The 16286-nt window shown below is 60.6% G+C and carries 17 protein-coding genes; 3 read left to right on the top strand and 14 right to left on the bottom strand.

Features of this window, described 5'->3' with window-relative positions; genetic code table 11:
* Positions 1-78 precede the first annotated feature (78 nt).
* The 3 genes from ACN9MX_RS18610 to ACN9MX_RS18600 form a co-directional block, all read right to left on the bottom strand.
* Positions 79-321, bottom strand: coding sequence for a hypothetical protein (locus tag ACN9MX_RS18610; RefSeq protein WP_426387618.1), 243 nt, complete (start codon positions 319-321; stop codon positions 79-81).
* Between the two features lie 1115 nt (positions 322-1436).
* Entirely contained in the window at positions 1437-2411 is a 975-nt protein-coding gene (locus ACN9MX_RS18605) for a radical SAM protein (protein ID WP_426387617.1), read from the bottom strand.
* Positions 2408-3001 (bottom strand): cysteine hydrolase family protein, encoded by a 594-nt coding sequence (locus tag ACN9MX_RS18600; RefSeq protein WP_426387616.1) that lies wholly within the window; start codon positions 2999-3001, stop codon positions 2408-2410. Before ACN9MX_RS18600 ends, ACN9MX_RS18605 begins: the two co-directional genes overlap by 4 nt.
* A 75-nt stretch (positions 3002-3076) precedes the next feature.
* Here ACN9MX_RS18600 and ACN9MX_RS18595 point away from each other — a divergent pair, with 75 nt between their 5' ends.
* From ACN9MX_RS18595 to pncB, 3 genes are read left to right on the top strand one after another with little or no spacing between them, the layout of a single operon-like run.
* Positions 3077-3811, top strand: coding sequence for an NUDIX hydrolase (locus ACN9MX_RS18595; protein ID WP_426387615.1), 735 nt, complete (start codon positions 3077-3079; stop codon positions 3809-3811).
* Positions 3812-3866: 55 nt separating this feature from the next.
* The gene (locus ACN9MX_RS18590; protein ID WP_363737141.1) at positions 3867-4007 is read left to right on the top strand and encodes a hypothetical protein; all 141 of its coding nucleotides are present in this window, start codon (positions 3867-3869) and stop codon (positions 4005-4007) included.
* Between the two features lie 8 nt (positions 4008-4015).
* Complete coding sequence (gene pncB, locus ACN9MX_RS18585) at positions 4016-5320, top strand: nicotinate phosphoribosyltransferase (protein WP_363829475.1); 1305 nt, start codon at positions 4016-4018, stop codon at positions 5318-5320.
* 196 nt (positions 5321-5516) lie between these two features.
* Here the strand turns inward: pncB and ACN9MX_RS18580 are convergent, their stop codons facing one another.
* The 11 genes from ACN9MX_RS18580 to ACN9MX_RS18530 all read right to left on the bottom strand — a co-directional run bounded on the left by ACN9MX_RS18580 (position 5517) and on the right by ACN9MX_RS18530 (position 16035).
* Positions 5517-6062: a hypothetical protein gene (locus ACN9MX_RS18580; protein ID WP_426387614.1), complete on the bottom strand. Its 546-nt coding sequence runs from the start codon at positions 6060-6062 to the stop codon at positions 5517-5519.
* Position 6063: 1 nt separating this feature from the next.
* The gene (locus tag ACN9MX_RS18575; protein ID WP_426387613.1) at positions 6064-6924 is read right to left on the bottom strand and encodes an oxygenase MpaB family protein; all 861 of its coding nucleotides are present in this window, start codon (positions 6922-6924) and stop codon (positions 6064-6066) included.
* Complete coding sequence (locus ACN9MX_RS18570) at positions 6921-8390, bottom strand: TIGR01777 family oxidoreductase (protein ID WP_426387736.1); 1470 nt, start codon at positions 8388-8390, stop codon at positions 6921-6923. Before ACN9MX_RS18570 ends, ACN9MX_RS18575 begins: the two co-directional genes overlap by 4 nt.
* 28 nt (positions 8391-8418) lie before the next feature.
* Positions 8419-9108, bottom strand: a complete 690-nt coding sequence (locus ACN9MX_RS18565; RefSeq protein ID WP_426387611.1) for a DUF4166 domain-containing protein — start codon at positions 9106-9108, stop codon at positions 8419-8421.
* A gap of 62 nt (positions 9109-9170) precedes the next feature.
* The gene (locus ACN9MX_RS18560; protein WP_426387610.1) at positions 9171-9752 is read right to left on the bottom strand and encodes a GbsR/MarR family transcriptional regulator; all 582 of its coding nucleotides are present in this window, start codon (positions 9750-9752) and stop codon (positions 9171-9173) included.
* Between the two features lie 31 nt (positions 9753-9783).
* Positions 9784-11298 carry a magnesium-protoporphyrin IX monomethyl ester anaerobic oxidative cyclase gene (gene bchE, locus ACN9MX_RS18555; RefSeq protein WP_426387608.1) on the bottom strand — a complete coding sequence of 505 codons (1515 nt, stop codon included), beginning with the start codon at positions 11296-11298 and terminating at the stop codon, positions 9784-9786.
* Positions 11298-11825 (bottom strand): diacylglycerol kinase family protein, encoded by a 528-nt coding sequence (locus tag ACN9MX_RS18550; RefSeq protein ID WP_426387607.1) that lies wholly within the window; start codon positions 11823-11825, stop codon positions 11298-11300. Before ACN9MX_RS18550 ends, bchE begins: the two co-directional genes overlap by 1 nt.
* A gap of 9 nt (positions 11826-11834) precedes the next feature.
* Positions 11835-13739 carry a hypothetical protein gene (locus ACN9MX_RS18545; RefSeq protein WP_426387605.1) on the bottom strand — a complete coding sequence of 635 codons (1905 nt, stop codon included), beginning with the start codon at positions 13737-13739 and terminating at the stop codon, positions 11835-11837.
* Positions 13736-14098, bottom strand: coding sequence for a winged helix-turn-helix domain-containing protein (locus tag ACN9MX_RS18540; RefSeq protein ID WP_426387604.1), 363 nt, complete (start codon positions 14096-14098; stop codon positions 13736-13738). Before ACN9MX_RS18540 ends, ACN9MX_RS18545 begins: the two co-directional genes overlap by 4 nt.
* A complete protein-coding gene (locus ACN9MX_RS18535) occupies positions 14091-14684 on the bottom strand; it encodes a hypothetical protein (protein ID WP_426387602.1) in 594 nt (197 codons plus the stop codon). Before ACN9MX_RS18535 ends, ACN9MX_RS18540 begins: the two co-directional genes overlap by 8 nt.
* 190 nt (positions 14685-14874) lie before the next feature.
* On the bottom strand, positions 14875-16035 hold the full coding sequence (locus ACN9MX_RS18530; RefSeq protein WP_426387601.1) for a Fic family protein: 1161 nt from the start codon (positions 16033-16035) through the stop codon (positions 14875-14877).
* Between the last annotated feature and the right edge of the window lie 251 nt (positions 16036-16286).

Raw genomic sequence — 16286 nt, 5'->3', positions numbered from 1 at the left:
TGAAGACCAGGATCAATCAACACCGTATTAGAGGCTGCTTTTCCGGCTAAACCACCATCCTATTATCGTCGTTTGTGTTTAATCTGCTTTTTTGATCGGCATGGAAAATTGATGCTCGTTGAAAATCTCGACCTGCGCCAATTCCTGCCCCTCATTCCATATGGAAACCCACTGATCCGGATGAACGTCAATCGAATGAGGATGCCCATCTTCAAGGGTGACGATTGCTTCTCCGCCGACCGGAACCTCATACTGGTCGCATATGGGTTCGATAAAGATGGTCAGCGGCGTAGAGAGATAATTTCGTATCGGCAGTCTCATGCCTGCGATGCTCCGGGCGATTGAAACGTCAGCTTAGGATTGCAATGCCCAAGCGACGCTATGTCCACAACTGGTCGCGAGCCGTCCGGCAGCTTGCCCGTTCCGGACCGGACGGTCGCCAATGGAGCGGCTCTTGCGCGAATCGGGGCCGCTTATGGCTGGCGGGGGGTGGGGAGCGGAAGTTCAAAAGCCGAAATTCATAGAACTTAGGATCACTCGTCAACCTCCGGTGGAGCTATCGTGCCGAGCATTTCCTACTTTGCTGAGAGTAGTTTCCCCAGTCGCTTGTAGTGCCCGAAGAACGCGTCCTGTGAGCAGAACGTCCTCCGTGGGCATGATAATAAGGTTGCCCTCACTAAGCATGACCATCCCCGAGGGACCACCGCATTCATTTACGATGGCGTCAACCTCGTCCTGAGATAACCGACCTGCGACGGTTTTGATCGGCGCCCTCATTTTAGCTCGCACGATTGGCGACAAGAGCGCATCAATCAATGGCGAAAAGATCGACCTCATTGTGGAAGCCCTCAACCTGAAGCTCACAGACACGTTTTATCTCGGTCCAGCCCACTTACACTAGGCGGCGGCGCTCGCGTCCGCAATCGGGTCGTTAGCGGAAATGTAAGACGGCCTGAGCAAACAAACCTCCGGCCGCGATTCCACACGCAGCGACAAACATCCAAAACCTAACAGGCTCAACGTCTCGGTCGATGATGCACCCGCCCCGTAATGTGACGCGGCCAGCGAGGGCAGTGAAGAATGTCGTAGCCAACATTACAGTCGCAATTATCCAATTGAAGGCGCTGCCCGGCGTCATGCGGCTAATATCGCCTATTTGTCGAATGTCCGCAATTGGGGAGCAAACACAACCGCTCAGAGGGCAATTTCTGGTCGACGGGCGACAGGCAGCTATTTCTGCCCACGATCGTGTCGCCTGTCCTAAAGAGGACCGGCGGCTATCCCTTCTTACCCGCCGGTAAGGCGACATTCCGAAATCGGCCAGGTGCCGTCGCCGGCGAGTGTCTGAACGTAGGGCAGCTTTTGGCGAGCTAATCCGAAGCAAGGAATGACGGCTATGTTAGCGCTTGCAGTCAAATGAGTTCGCCCGGACGGATTCATGCTAGCAGCGGTTCGAACTTGGCAAACTGCTGGGTACTGGGGCAATCGGCGCAGTCGCGGGCCGGCCGCGCGCGCTGGTGCAACTGCAATTGGCGCGGCAGAGCCTGAAGATCCGCGGTACTACGAAGGTCATCAACTGAAACTCCGAAATGATCGGGCGCGAAGCTACACGGCGCAATGCGGCCGCCTTCGTCGATAAACAGGAAGGTTTCTGCCACGCGGCAATCGGCAATGGGCAGCGGCCGGTCCGCGACTGTGTCGGCGAACCGCTCCAGATAAGCAGTCCCGCCGACCAACATTGTTCCCATCTGGCCGAGCTCGATGCGCAGCCGGGGCACCTCAGCCACCAGTTGCGCGACATCGTCGGGGCGCAAGCGATGGTCGAGATAGAATTCGGGTCTATCGCGCCCGCCCAACTGATTGAAGCTGATTTCGTCGACTCCCCAGCCGGCGAGTGTTCGGCACAATGTGGCAAAACCATCGATGTTGTCGCGCATCAGCACGATGTTGGCGCGCACTTTGAGCCCCGCGCCCGCGGCGTCCCGCTCACCTGTCAGCGCCGGGACGCTCTGCGCGAGCTTGTCGAACGCACCGCGCCAGCCGCGCATGGCGTCATGGAAGTCGCCCATGCCATCGATACTAATCGTGACCTCCCTGTAGCGCTGCACAAGCTCCGCTCGCACGCGCGGCGCACCCAAGCGGGTCCCGTTGGTGGTCAGGCTAAGTCCAATGCCTTGGCTGGCCGCGTGCTTGTCCAGCTCGGCACGCGGCGCCCACAACAACGGCTCGCCGCCGAGCCAGCTCAACAGCACCGGTCGCCCGGTTTCGCTCCGCCACGCGCCGAGCAGGTCGATGAGCTGCGCCACCTGCTTCGGATCCGCCTCTTCCCGCGGTAAGCGCAGGCGCTTGTCATAGGCGCAGAAGGGACACGCCAGATTGCAGTGATTAGAGACGCGCCACAGGACAATCATGCTGCCGCCTCCAGCCGGACCGGCGCGTCCGCAAAATCATTGGCGATGACTTGTTCGATCGGTCGCGTGATCCCGCAGGTAAGTCGCGTCGGCACCTCTACCACGAAACCGCGTGCGACGAGGCCCTGGATTGCCCAGCGAACGCAATAGTCGGCAGCGACGCCGATCACCGTCACTTCGGTGACGTCCCGCGCCTTCAGCTCCGCAAACAAGGCGTCTCGCGCAACCTGCTCACCTGTCGCGACCGCCGTAACCGTGAGATCGGGCTCGGCCCACATGTCGAACACGCCTTTTTCGAGTCGATAGACTGGGATGGCAGGATCGACCGCGTCTGGTTCGAGCACATTCTTCCATCCCGGCGTGCCCTTCTCGCAATGTGGTGGAAACTCTTCGGCCTCTGTCGAGGCTGCATAGATCGCAGGCACGTGCGTGTCCGCGGTGAAGAGCACGCCAGCCACGTCTTCGGAACGTAGGCCCGCGAGCCACGCTTTCATTGGTTGTACGATCGCCTCCGCTCCACCCACCGGCAGTGCCCCGTCGGCGGCCACAAAATCCCGCTGCATGTCGACGACGATCACGAAACGCTTCATAGCTCACCTCCTTGACATTTGACATATGCGCACTTCGCACATAAGTAAAGCGCATAACGCATATAAGGTAGAGCAATGGACGAAGCTGCCTTTCTCGAAAACTACGATCCTGCGGCGTATGAACGCCCGTCAGTCGCGGTAGATCTGATCTTGATGAGCGTGGTCGATGGCGCGCCTGCCGTGTTGCTCACGCGACGCGACCAACACCCGTTTGCGGGGGCATGGGCGCTGCCCGGCGGCTTTGTCGGGATCGGTGAGAGCCTCGACGAAGCGGCGCATCGTATCCTTGTCGAGAAGGCGCGGATGTCGGATGCCTATGTCGAGCAGCTCTACACGTTCGGGGCAGTCGATCGTGACCCGCGGACGCGGATCATCAGCGTGGCCTATTTCGCGCTCCTCCCGGCGGACCGCTTCGCGGCCGCGTTGAAGTCCGCCCCGGAGCTGGCGCTCGCAGAACTCAACGTACCATGGCCCGGCGAGATAGGCGGCCCCATCGAGGCGCGTATCGGTGACGGCGATCCGCTGCAACTGCCGTTCGATCACGGTGAGATGCTCAGCCTCGCGGTGCAGCGCCTGCGCGGGAAGCTCGACTATTCCGGGATCGCCTTCGCGCTCCTGCCCGAGCGTTTCACGTTGCGCGCTTTGCAGGACATCTACGAAGCCATCCTCGACACCAAGCTCAACAAGCCTGCCTTCCGTCGCCGCATGCTCGACCGCGGCTGGCTGGAAGCGACGGGCGAGCGCGAAACCGGCGCGTCGTTCCGTCCGGCCGAACTCTATTGCTACCGTCAAGCAAAAGGGGAACAATGATCGCGCACGTCCGCAATTTCGGTTTCATCGCGCAGCAGGCAAGCTCCCCGGCGAAATGATCGAGGTCACCTTGCGGATGAACGATGGCGGCGTGATCTTTGCGGACGGCATGGAACAGGACTTTCTGGTGTTCGACTGGGGCCGCCGCGTATCCGTGGCTCTCGCTGCCCATGCTCTTCACCTCGTAACTGGCTAGGATCGACCATGCCCGTCACCGATATCGCGACTCGTGTCTATAATCATGGCTGGCGGCTCGATCCGGTCGTGCGAAGCCTGCTCGACACCGACTTCTACAAGCTGCTGATGCTGCAGATGATCCGGCATCTGCATCCAGACGTGCAGGCGACCTTCTCGCTGATCAATCGCAGCAAGTCGGTGCGATTGGCGGACGTGATCGACGAGACGGAGCTGCGCGAGCAACTTGACCATGCGCGTACGGTCCGCTTCTCAAAGAAGGAGCTGATCTGGCTCGCGGGCAACAGCTTCTACGGCAAGCAGCGCATGTTCGCGCCCGATTTCATCGGATGGCTGGCCGATTTCCAGCTGCCCGACTATGAGTTGCGCAAGGTCGACGGCCAGTTCGAACTGCAGTTCGAGGGGCCGTGGACGCATACGACGATGTGGGAGATCCCGGCGCTTGCCATCGTCAACGAGCTACGTTCGCGTGTCGCGCTCAGGGGTAAGGGCCGCTTCGAGCTCGACGTGCTCTACGCCCGCGCCAAGGCCAAGCTCTGGGAAAAGGTGGAACGGATGCGCCAGCTTCCTGACCTGGTGATTTCAGATTTCGGCACCCGCCGCCGCCACAGCTTCCTCTGGCAACGCTGGTGCGTTGAAGCGCTCAAGGAGGGTTTGGGCACGCGCTTCATCGGCAGCTCGAACGTGTTGCTAGCGATGGACAATGACCTAGAGGCGATCGGCACCAACGCCCACGAGCTGCCAATGGTGCTGGCGGCTCTCGCCGATGATGATGCCGGCGTCGCGGCCTCGCCCTATCGGATGCTAGAGGAATGGCAGGCACACTATGACGGTAACCTGCTTATCGCGCTCCCGGATGCTTTCGGCACTACCGCGTTTCTGCGCGACGCCCCCGATTGGCTCGCCGACTGGACCGGCTTCCGTCCGGACTCCATGCCCCCGATCCGGGGCGGCGAGCAGATCATTGCCTGGTGGGAGGCGCATGGCCGCGATCCTCGCACCAAGCTGCTGATCTTCTCCGATGGGATGGATGTCGACAGCATCGAAGCGACGTATCGTCACTTCCATGGTCGGGTGCGGATGAGCTTCGGCTGGGGCACCAACCTCACCAACGACTTTCGAGGCTGCGATCCCGATGGCAGGCACGAGCTGCGGTCGATCTCGCTCGTGGCCAAGGTGACTAGCGCCAACGGGCGTCCTGCCGTGAAGCTCTCCGACAATCCTTCCAAGGCGACCGGCGATCCTGCTGAAATCGAGCGCTACCTGAGGATCTTCGGGCAAGATGGTCGAGTACAACAGGCCGTCGCAGTTTAATCAGCCTCCGGGCGACGCCCCAAGTTATTTGAACTCGACCTGCGGGGTGAGGTGGTCGCGACGATCGTCTGCGATGAGGCCTGTTGGCAGCAACAAGTATCTGGGCTCTGGGATAGCCGCCATTGGTTTGGAGGATGAACGAATGGCGCCTTGTAGGACCGTAGGCGGATCACCGAAACGGCGGCTATGTTGGCGTTCACGAAACACTTGATTCTCGTGCAATCAGTCTCATCACTGCCGAGCGCAGCAACGCCTTCGCATAACGACGATGGAAACCGAGGAGTAGGCGGAAGGGAAGAGGCATGGATCTGCGGCCTGTCTTTCGATTTGTTGCCGATACGACACCGGTGCCAAAGAAAAGCCGCGTGGCTGCTTCGGCACCTTTCCCGACCGGTTTCGCCATCAGCCATGAACGTGTACGTCCCTGATAATCGCAAAGCAGCAACTGGTTGGGCTCCTGGCCTTCGACAGTCCAGGCAGCAAAGCTGTCGATTGAACCATTGGCCAGTTTTTCGGCTTCTGGGTCGGTCGAAGGTTTTGCAACGAGCCATTTCAGGACGAACCGTTCGACCTTGAATAGGCGGCTCGTATAGAACGCGATTACGAACTGCTGTTGCGAAACGTCGCCGGCAACGTCGATCGTAAAACAATCAGTGTAATCGCCCTTGGCATGATAGTCGAACAGCAGCGACTGCTCCGGCAATGGACGCACCATGATCTGGCTCAAGCCAGCTTTGTGCATATCAAGCCTTTGATCGAACAGAAAAGGCCCAGCGAAGCATTTGCGCTACTGCCAGCGAACCGGTTTTGGCGATGGGTGTAATGATAGGCCGCTCCCCGAAGCTATGGAGTTGCTTTGCCCAATCAGGCAGCAGGTCAACCGCCGCAGCAATCAAGGCCTTTTGTATTGGAGCAGAAGTCGGATCGATAGCGGGCTGAGTCACGGTCAATCGTGCGACTTCCCGTGTTCTTACATCAACATGAAGGTCGGCTTGCATTGTGCCGATCAGCGCATCCAGTTCAGCAATCGTTCGCGGCACCGGTTTTGCGCCCAGCATTTCGGCAACATGTCCGGCCTGTTCAACATAGCGGTCCTGCTCCACAACACTTAATCGCCGGTTGCCATAGCTTTGCCAGGCATAGAGGAAGCATCGGGTCTCGCAGGCATGGGCCCATGCCAGCAAGGCGGGATCATCGGCCGCATAGGGCGTCCCGTCCGGCAATATGCCTTGCACCTTTGCGTGGATTGCTTTCACCCGTTCGATCAACGCGAGCGCGTCAGTCCGCTCGGCAAAGGTCGTGACCGCGATAAAGCGTGCAGTGCGCCGAAGCCTGCCATGCATATCCTCGCGAAAATTGCTGAAGTCCCACACGCCGGCGAGCGCCGCCGGATGCAGCATAAGGAGCGCAGCGACACCGCCGATCATCATCGTCGTCACATCGCCATGCACCGTCCATATCGTCGATCCGGGCGGAAACAGCGCGTCGTCGGAGCGGATGACGGGCGCTTCGCCCTTCGACCGGTTGTTAAAAACCGATTGGACATGCCGCACGGTGTTTCTCCGCAACGTTTCCATGGGGTTTGGAAAAGAGAACGCATTCATAGCCCAGCCTCTTTCAGCACCAGCTCGGGCACCTTTGGCGGCGCGATCGCCTTGCGTTCACCCGTGATTACGCCCAGCGCCATATCAATTGTTGCATAATTGAAGGTAAAGCCGCTGCGCAACGCCGCCTGCGGATAAACACGCTGGCCGCTGAGCAGCAGTTCCTCGGCAAAACCACCCAGCAGCTTGCGCAACGGCCATGCGGGCACCGGGATGATCGCGGGACGGTGGAGTGCGTGGGCCAGCGCTTTCGTGAAATCGCGATTGGTTACCGGCTCCGGCGCAGTGCCGTTCACCGGGCCGACGATCTCTTCGTGCGCGATGCAGTGGACAATCATCCGCACCAGATCGTTGCGATGTATCCAGCTCATCCAGTGCTTGCCGTTGCCGAACGGACCGCCCATGCCGAACTCGAACGGCGCAAGCATGCGCGCGAGCATCCCGCCGTCGTTGTCGAGTACCAGGCCGGTGCGGAGCAACACAGTGCGAACGCCCAATCCTTCCGCCTTGCGCGCGACCCGTTCCCACGACACACACACACGGCGCGAGAAGCATGGCGCGCCGAGATTGTCCTCGGTCAGCATCTGGTCGCGGCGCAGGCCATACCAGCCGATCGCCGAGCCGCTGACCAGGACCTTGGGCCTGTGGTCGAGGCGGCGGATAAGGTTGAGCACATCATGGGTGGCGGCCAGCCGCGATTTGACGATGCGGATGCGCTTTGCCCTAGTCCAGGGGCTGTCGGAAATCGGTTCACCCGCCAGATTGACGATCGCGTCGATGTGCGCATCGTCGGCGATCTCGGCGAGCGATGTCACGACCCGGACCGGTCCGGTTTCAGCCAGCGGTAATGCGTTGGCGCGATTGCGGGTGAGCACCGTCACCTCATGCCCAGCACCCGCCAATGCAGCGACGAGGCGCGCGCCAATGAAACCGGTGCCTCCTGTAACCAGTATTGCCTTGCGGCCTTTGAGCGCCTCGGCCAGCCGCGCGGCAGGTTCCCGGCGCAAATTAGGACAACGGCGCGCGGCGGCCAGATCGCGCAAGCCCGACACGATCACACCGAGAGCGGCTACCGCGCACAGCCAGCTTACGATCCCGTAATGCGCCGGAACGAGCACGGTCGGCGCGCCCGCCAGCTCGAGCAGCCATGGCACCAGCAACGCCAGCACCACGCCATAGTTGAGCGTCAGCAGCGTGTGGGTGATGCGCTCGGTGGCGGGCAGCTTGCGGGTGCGGTCTTCCTCGACGAAATCCCACAGGGTGATGAGCAGCTCGCCTGCCATCAGCGCGATGAGGCCAATGGCCCATGCCCCATGCGGCTCGGTCCAGCCGAGCGCCATGAACAGCACCGCGTAGGCAAGATTACGCACACCATGCAGCCGCAGTTCGTCCTGCTGATCGGGCCGCCAGGCAAGCCGTTCCATCCCTTCATGATGATAGAGCGTATCGAATGCGCCCATCGCCATCTGCGCCAATATGGCCGCCCAGAGAATGTCAGTCATGGCAAGGCTCCTTGTCGATTGCAGGTTGATCGTGGAAGCGGCTGTTCTGGCTCATGATCTCGCCGAACAGCGCGTGGCGCAGCGTCAGCGTGAAGGTGAACGCGCCCTCGCCAAGGTCCGCATGGTCGATGCGCAAATGGCCGGGGCCGAGCCAAGCAGGCAGGCGCAGCCGCCTACCCGCCAGCATCAGGAAATAATGATCGCTGGTGAAATGGATGCCGTCCGCGTCAGCCGTGGTGGTAAGGGCGATGCCGAAGCCGCCACCGAGATATTCCTCAAGCCCGGTGGGGCCGGCGAAGCGCTTGGCACTATGAATCACCTGCGGGAAGCCGCGCTTACGGGTATAGACACGGGTCCACACCTGGCCACCGCTTGCGCCATCCTCGGTCACCGAGACGACCGCCGCGACGCCGCCGTCGCGTTCCAGAGGCAATGGCGCGCCGATAAGGCGACACCCCTGCGCGATCAACCAGCCCAACGTACTCATCCGGCAATGCAGGACTTGCCCGGCATAGTTGACTGATTGTCCTGGCCCCAGCCGCTTGGCGAAGCGCAGCTTCACTGCCTGCGGCAAGCTGTTCCATGCGTCGGCCCCCACCAGCCCACGAAAGCGCAGATCGAGCAGCGCAGCATCGCTTTCGCGCGCCCGTTCCGTTTCCCTTCTCTCCAGCACTGCGGTCATTCCCCGGACTCCTGTTTGTTTTGGTATTTCTGTAATGAGAGAAATTATGGATCAAAATTTTTTCAGCCGGTTTCAGTTTTCGATCCACCCTTGCCGCCAACGAACTTCAGCAGGCCAACGACCTTCGAGCCGAGACGGATCAGTGTCATGATCTGCGAAGGGGGAACGTGGAGCATCTGGTTATACCAGCCCTCCACCGTGTTGACGAAATCATGCATGGAATTGAGCCGGGCGCGCACGGCCGGGCTAATCTTGGGATCATCGGCATGTTCCATGGCCGCGCGGATCGCACCGACCATCGGGTCGATCTCGCGTTCCTTACGGCCCTGCGCGACCTTGCTCGCCATTTGCCACAGATCGGTCTCCGCAACATAATGGTCGCGGCGATCGCCCAGCACAGGCACGCGCATTACTAGCTTCCAGTTGAGCAGCTCACGCAGCGAGTTGGACACGTTTGAGCGGGCCATGCCCAGCTTCTCGGAAATCTCCTCGGCGGTGAGCGGCCGGTCAGACAGGAACAGCAACGCCTGTATCTGCGCCACCGAGCGATTGACGCCCCATTGTCCGCCGAGGTCACCCCAGCGCAAAACGAAAGCCTCTACGGCTTCAGGCAGCTTGTCCGAATCGATAGTTGTTTCTGTCATGACAGAAATATCTGCTGAAATCGGATGAGAGTCAAGCAGCATGTTGCGCCGACCGTTCCACCGCCATAGCTTCCTCTTCGCTTTCCTGCGTTGATCCGATGAACGTCTTTACCGTCGTCCCTGATGGCCCGGTTCTGTCGCGCAGGAAGAACCCCGCCATCTCATGGAACCATACACGCCGCCCCATACGATAATACCAGCGGATCGCGTGGCGGATCTTCGGCTCCGGGTTCCATAGCAGCCGTCGCAACGCGCGCGGGCGCGTCTGCATCGCCACCTCGATAAACTTCACCCAGAGGAACAGGCGCCAGGGCGGCATCTTCGCCATGCCGAGCACCTGATGCTTGTAGTCCCATTTGGTCCGGTCGGCCTGCACCACCTTGCGGTCTTCGGCTTCGCGATAATAGGGCGTCCAGCGATGCGGCGTCACATAGAGCGCCTGGATCTGGTCGGGGTCATAGGCGATCAACCGGCGCAGCGCACGCCACATGTCACGATCGGTCTGGTCGACGAAGCCTGCGACCCATGTCGCCATCGACAGGATATTGTGCTGGCGGAGCAGCCGGATCGCCTCACGGTCCGTACTGGTGGCGCCGCCCTTTCGGATCAGCTTCAGCGTGTCCTCTTCGGTGTTTTCGGTGCCCATCAGAAAGCGCTCGAAGCCCGCCTGCTTGTAGAGGTGCAGGAACTCCGCATCGCGTACGATGTCGTCGGCGCGGGTCGACCCGACCAGCGTGACGTCAATGTCTTCAGCGATCAGCGCTTCGAGAAATGCCTTCCACGCCTTGCGTCCGGCGGATGGATTCTCATCCGCGAAGTTGAAGACCTCCACCCCCTGTTCGCGATGGAGCCGGGCGATCTCGGCGGCGAACCTTGCCGGATCGCGATGACGCCAGCGGGTCCAGAAGCCGCGCTGGCCGCAGTAGGTGCAGAGGTGTGGGCAGCCGCGCGAGAACTGGACGACGACAGCGCGCTTGCCGCCCCAATAGCTGTAGCGGGCATGATCGATCAGTTCCCAGCCGATGCGGTAGTCATCAAGGGTCTGGATGACCGGGGCTGCACCCGTTGCATGGGCGGCACCATTGCGGCGGAAGGCAATCCCGCGCACGGCGTCGAGCGTGCTTCCCGATTCCAGCGCGCAGATAAGACGCCGCGCCGTTTCCTCGCCTTCGCCACGAACGATCGCATCGACCCAAGGTTCGCTCTCCAATATGTCGCGCCAGAAATAAGTCGGATGAACCCCGCCATAGATGATGTAGGCATCTGGAAATCTCGTACGAACGGCCTGCGCCACCGCCGTGATCACCGGATGGCCTGACGACGACCCGGAATGGCCGAACAGGACCGCATCTGGTCCGAAGGCGGCGACCTGCTCGACGATTGCATCGGTCGGCATCGGTCCGAACTCTCCATCGATAAGCCGTACATGATGCCCATCGTCGATCAGCGGCCCACCGACACTGAGCAATCCCAGCGGCGGCAGATGATCGTCGGGAATGCGGCTGCCGATCGCGGGGTGCGGTACGTTCACCAGCATGATGCGCATCAGTTTGCTCCCCCACAGAGAAAGGGTGTCGGCAACGCCTCGCCGGAAAACGGTTTCGCGAGATGCGGCAGGAATATGCTCCCGCCGATGAGCGCGGCGGCGATCGCGGCAATCAGCACTGCGCCCGCCGCAACGTCCTTTGCCGCCTTGATTGCGGGGTTGAAGCTGCGGCTCACCGCATTGCAGACCTGTTCGACCGCCGTGTTCAGTGCCTCGGCCGCGAGCACCAGCGCGATGGCAAGGATCAGCCAGCGCCATTCATTGAGATCAATGCGCAACCAAATGCCCGCGCTTATAGCGGTGGCGGCAAGGCCGAGATGGATGCGCATATTGGGTTCGTTGCCGACCAGAAAGCGCAGTCCTTCAAAGGCATGGCTAAAGCTCTGCAAGCGACCCACTGAGCGGATCGGCGGCGCAGGCGTCGTTTCGCCAACGACCGATCGCCACGCGAGCGGGTTTGTCCGCAGGGCGAGAAGCGGGCGCACGAGGAGCCCCAGCAGCGCGGCGATGACTGTGCAGCAAACCATGGGTGGCTCTCAGACCACGGGTTCGAACCGCAGGTGGGTTCGCTGGTTGAATAAGACGCGAAGGGATACCTTGCCGTTCTCGTCGGACCGCACAAAGGGCTGTTCGGAAGAGCCGGTGCGATAATGTCGCCCGGGCAAGAGGCCGCCCAGTTCGATCAATGGCGTTGGGTTCGGCAGGCCGGGGTCGAGTACAAGATCCAGCGCGCGGTCCTCGTTTACGGCCCGGATGACAAGAAGGTCGGGATAGGGTGCCGCGAGCAGATGCGGCCCCTTGCGATCCGGCGTGTGTGAGATCAGATCGCGCAGGCCGTTGGCGCGATTGCAGCGCGCGAATATCTCCAGCGTATGCGCCCAGAGTGAGGCGCGCTCGCGATGGATGACGTCACCCAGCTCATGCGATGGACATTCCAGCTCCAGCCTGCGCAGGCATTCATCGGCGATTATACTGTCGCCCATCTCGACCGCGGCCGCCGCGGTCGCGGCATAGCTCGACGCGCGGCTGAAGACGTAATTGCCGACATCGACCGGCCAGAACAAGCGGTCCCATGATCCATGATCGAGACGCTGGCAGACGCGGTGCCAATGCTCCTGAGCTAACTCAGGGAAGAGCGAATTGAGGAACAGGCAGGGGAAGGCCTGCATCACGATGCCGCCTGGTGCGGGCGGCGCAATCCCGGTCAGCGACGAGCGAAAGGCGATGAAGCTGCCGTCGGCACGCGTGCCTTCTCTCTGAAGCGCGGTAAGAAACGATTCGGAAAGGCGCACCCAGCGATCGGCACCGAGGCGAGCGTCGCTTGCCCTGATCCCGGCCATGGTGATGAGGTTGCACAGCGGGTAGATCCAGTTCGGCTCGCAGGCGAGCAGGCCGTATCGGGATGCGCGATATTGCGCCTCGAGCAGACCAGCGATGTCATCGAGACCATAGGTCTTCCCGACCTTCCCGGACCGGTGCAGATCGAGCGTGTTGCCGCCGCCCAGCGCCATCTGCAGCAGCGTGAAGCCAGAATACATGATGTTCTGGCGGGGAACGGGATCAGAGTCGAGGCGGAGATTACCCCACGCATTTTCCAGCCGCCAGTAGCGCCACAGCTGCCGGTCGCCGATCTTCGCAAGAAGGCATGCTTGCGCTTCGTCGTAGCTGGCGCGCGCGGCAGGCGCATGGCGATGCTGCGCCATCGCGAGTGCATAGGCCATGAAATTGACCTGATAGCGCATTGCCGCAGTCTGGAACTGATCGCGCCACTCGAAACCGTCGAAGCGGTCCACCGGTTGCAACGCCCGGTCGAGCAGCAAACGCAGGCGTTTGCAGTTCTCGACCGAAAGCTCCGGTCGGCTCTCTTCCTCGACACGAACCGTTGCAAAGGGACGGGATGGCAAAGGGAGTGCGCGCGGTTTGATTGGTCGAAGCCGTATTGCTGATCCGGCCGCTATGATGCTTGGGGCGATCAGCCAGGGCCAGGCATTGGTCGCGCCGCTATCGACCAACCCGATTAGATCGTGGCGTGCTGCGAGAACAGCGAGACCAATCCAGCAGGCCGTTGGTGCGATGATGTTGCCCGTGGCAAACCAGAGGACCAGCGCAGCGCCGAACATGCAGAGGCCAGCCGCGAAGAAGCCGAGAGAAAGCAGGAGTTGATCACCAAACGCCCAATGGAAAAAGCCGGCGCCGGGGAAACTCAGGCCCAGCAACGCTGACTTATAGGCGCCATCCTGCGTCAAGCTTCCCAGCAGGTTCGCGACTGCCACTATGGCGCAATAGATCAGTAGGCTCTTACCCTGTCGGCGGCGATGGAAACTGCTATCCAATTTTTGTAAATAACTTTGTATTGTAGAGTTAATTGATAAAAAGGGGGATATGCGGTTCCGGGCAGGTGTCGCGCTCTGCAACGGCAAAAGACTGGCTGCGATCTTCATGTGAATTTCTCCCTGAGATTCTTCTCGGGCGCGTCCTTGCGCCGCGCGCTGCGCAACACCTGTTCGAGCACACCGAGATAATCGGAGAAGCGCGCGCGGCCCTCGTCGGTAAGCTTGCATGTGGTGAGCGGACGCCGCCCCTCAAAGCCTTTGGTGACGCTCACCATGCCGGCTTCTTCCAATATCTGGACGTGGCGGCTGAGATTGCCGTCGGTAAGGCCACACAGCTCGCGCAGTTCGGTAAAGCTGAGGCCCTTGGGGTGGTCGGCGAGCGAGGTCATGATCGACAGGCGTGCCTTTTCATGCAGCACACGGTCGAGCCCTTCGAAGGCAAAGGGGGCTTTGGAGCTATCAGCCATGCGGCGCCTCCCTTGAAGCATGAAGGAGCAGTCCGGCGACGAGCAACTGGCCGACACCAAATGGCACCATCATCAGCCATGCCGTGGACAGCGCATTGTTGGCACTCAGGATCAGTGACGCCGTGCCGGTCGCGAAATAGAAGAGCGCCGCAAACAGCATCTGGCGCGGTAGGTTCGACAGGACGGAAAAAATGCCAACGCCCATCAGCACCTGCCACAAGCCCGGAAGCAGGCGACCATGCTCGGGCGCGCGTAACAGGATGACAATCCCGATGATCGCACCCGCTGTTGCCACCGGCAGGAACCGGTTGAGCGTGGTGGTCAGCATCCGGTCGGCCATTGCGCGATGGTGGGTTCGGGACCGGACCACAGCCTCGGTGCCGATCATCAGCGCGCAGATCGCTGCGAGCAGGATCCAGACGAACAGGTCCTCCTCGGTTGCGCGCAGTTGCCACCCTCCGAGGGCAAGGGCGAAAAGTCCCGTCAGCGCGACCACACCAGGAGCAAGCCCCTGAAAGCGGCTGCTGGCGGCCAGCTGCTCACGCAACCGCGCTATATCGTCCAGAGCCGAATCGATATCAGTCATGCGGTTCTCATAATTCAAATTACTCTACAATGTAAAGTTATTTGAGATCACGAGCATTCTCTCTGTGCTGGAGGTGATGAATCAATGGCAGCTAATAAGGATGTCGTTCATCGAACCGAACGGCAGCTATGTCGGCGCTGAACGACTGCTACGTCAGCGAGGCCAAGAGTCTGTTCAATCAAATGCGCCGTCAATCGGCGATGATCGCGGCGATGATTGCGCAAAGCGGGACCAGGTTGCCGTTATCCGCTGCGAACAGCGCCTCGCGATAGTTGATGCCGCGGTCCATGCGGCTCATGTCGGCATGGCCAAAAAGGTCAAGACACTGTTGCATAAGAAGGGCGCGCGCCGTTCTCCCATTGCCATCGAGGAACGGGTGGATGAGCAGAAACCTATGGTGGAAGATGGCGAGCGCTGTGAGCTTAGACGCTGTCGTGCTTGCGTCGGTACGCGCCGCTTGCCAATCCGCGCACAAGGCTGCAATTTGCTCCGCAATCAGAGCGGGCTCCGTGACGGTGCGCGGTGCTGCGCCTGGGACCATTAAAGATACTTCTTCTGTGCGAAAGATACCGATTACCCGAGATGGTAGTTCGAAACAGACGAGACGGTGGACTAGGAGAAGCAGTTCAGGTCCAATCCGTTGCGTGATTTCTGAAGCCGATGAAGTTCCGATGAGTTCGCCCATCGGAAGTGGATCGACAAGTCGCATTGCAGGAACGGTGTGTTCGGCACCTGACGCGAAGGCGACGGTCTTCATTGTGTGCGCAACGACCCTGGTGTGCGCTTCTAGTCCTGAGACCTTTTCTCTAAGCAGGCGCAACTCGGCGGTATTGCGATCGATGGCCGCGTCGGCAAGGTCCTCACGGCTGGCAAAGTAGGCGATCTGCTCCCCGTCCGACATCGGGATGGCAAGATATGCAGCTCGTAGTCCGTAGCCGGACGGGACGTCGAGCATACCGGAAATTCGCTCGACGTCGTAAACTTCACATTCAATGCCTTTCCCTAACGCCCTACTCTTGAGCATGTTGCGCTGGCTGCGGGTCAGCCTCTGATTGGTGAAAAATGCAAAGGCGCTGCGCTTCCGTGTGTCGACGCCGACAATGTCGTGGTCGAACTTATCGACGATGTCATCATATTCCTTGTTTGTAGGCGGGAAATAGACCGCTGCTACATAGCTGTAGCCACCTCGATTGCAGAGGACGTCTGCGCGGCCATCCGGCCCGCCCAACGGGGCTTGAGGTTCGACATTCTGATACCCTTCGACGCGTAACAGCGCTGCGATGAGCCTCTCCGATTGGGTCGGACCACCCCGCCACATTGAAAGATGAAGTTCTGTCGAGCTGTCAGCCATTGATCGAGCATGACGATCCGGGCGCGTGCTGACAACCGCGCTCTCTATGGACCTGCAATTTCCGATATCGCCTTCCACCGGAAAACTAAGTAAAAATCGACATTATCAGGTGAACGAGCGGCCGCTTTCAGGGAGCGTCAATCGACCGGTGAACGTCTGATATGTTGGCGCGAACGGACGTCGGCCCGCTCTCGGGCGACGGTCGAATTCGACGCTGTCGCGTTCCGAACCCGACTGTCGCAAATGTCCCC

This window comes from Sphingobium sp. R-21 (assembly GCF_049913335.1).
Taxonomy (GTDB): domain Bacteria; phylum Pseudomonadota; class Alphaproteobacteria; order Sphingomonadales; family Sphingomonadaceae; genus Sphingobium.
This window is presented reverse-complemented; position numbering and strand designations above follow the sequence as displayed.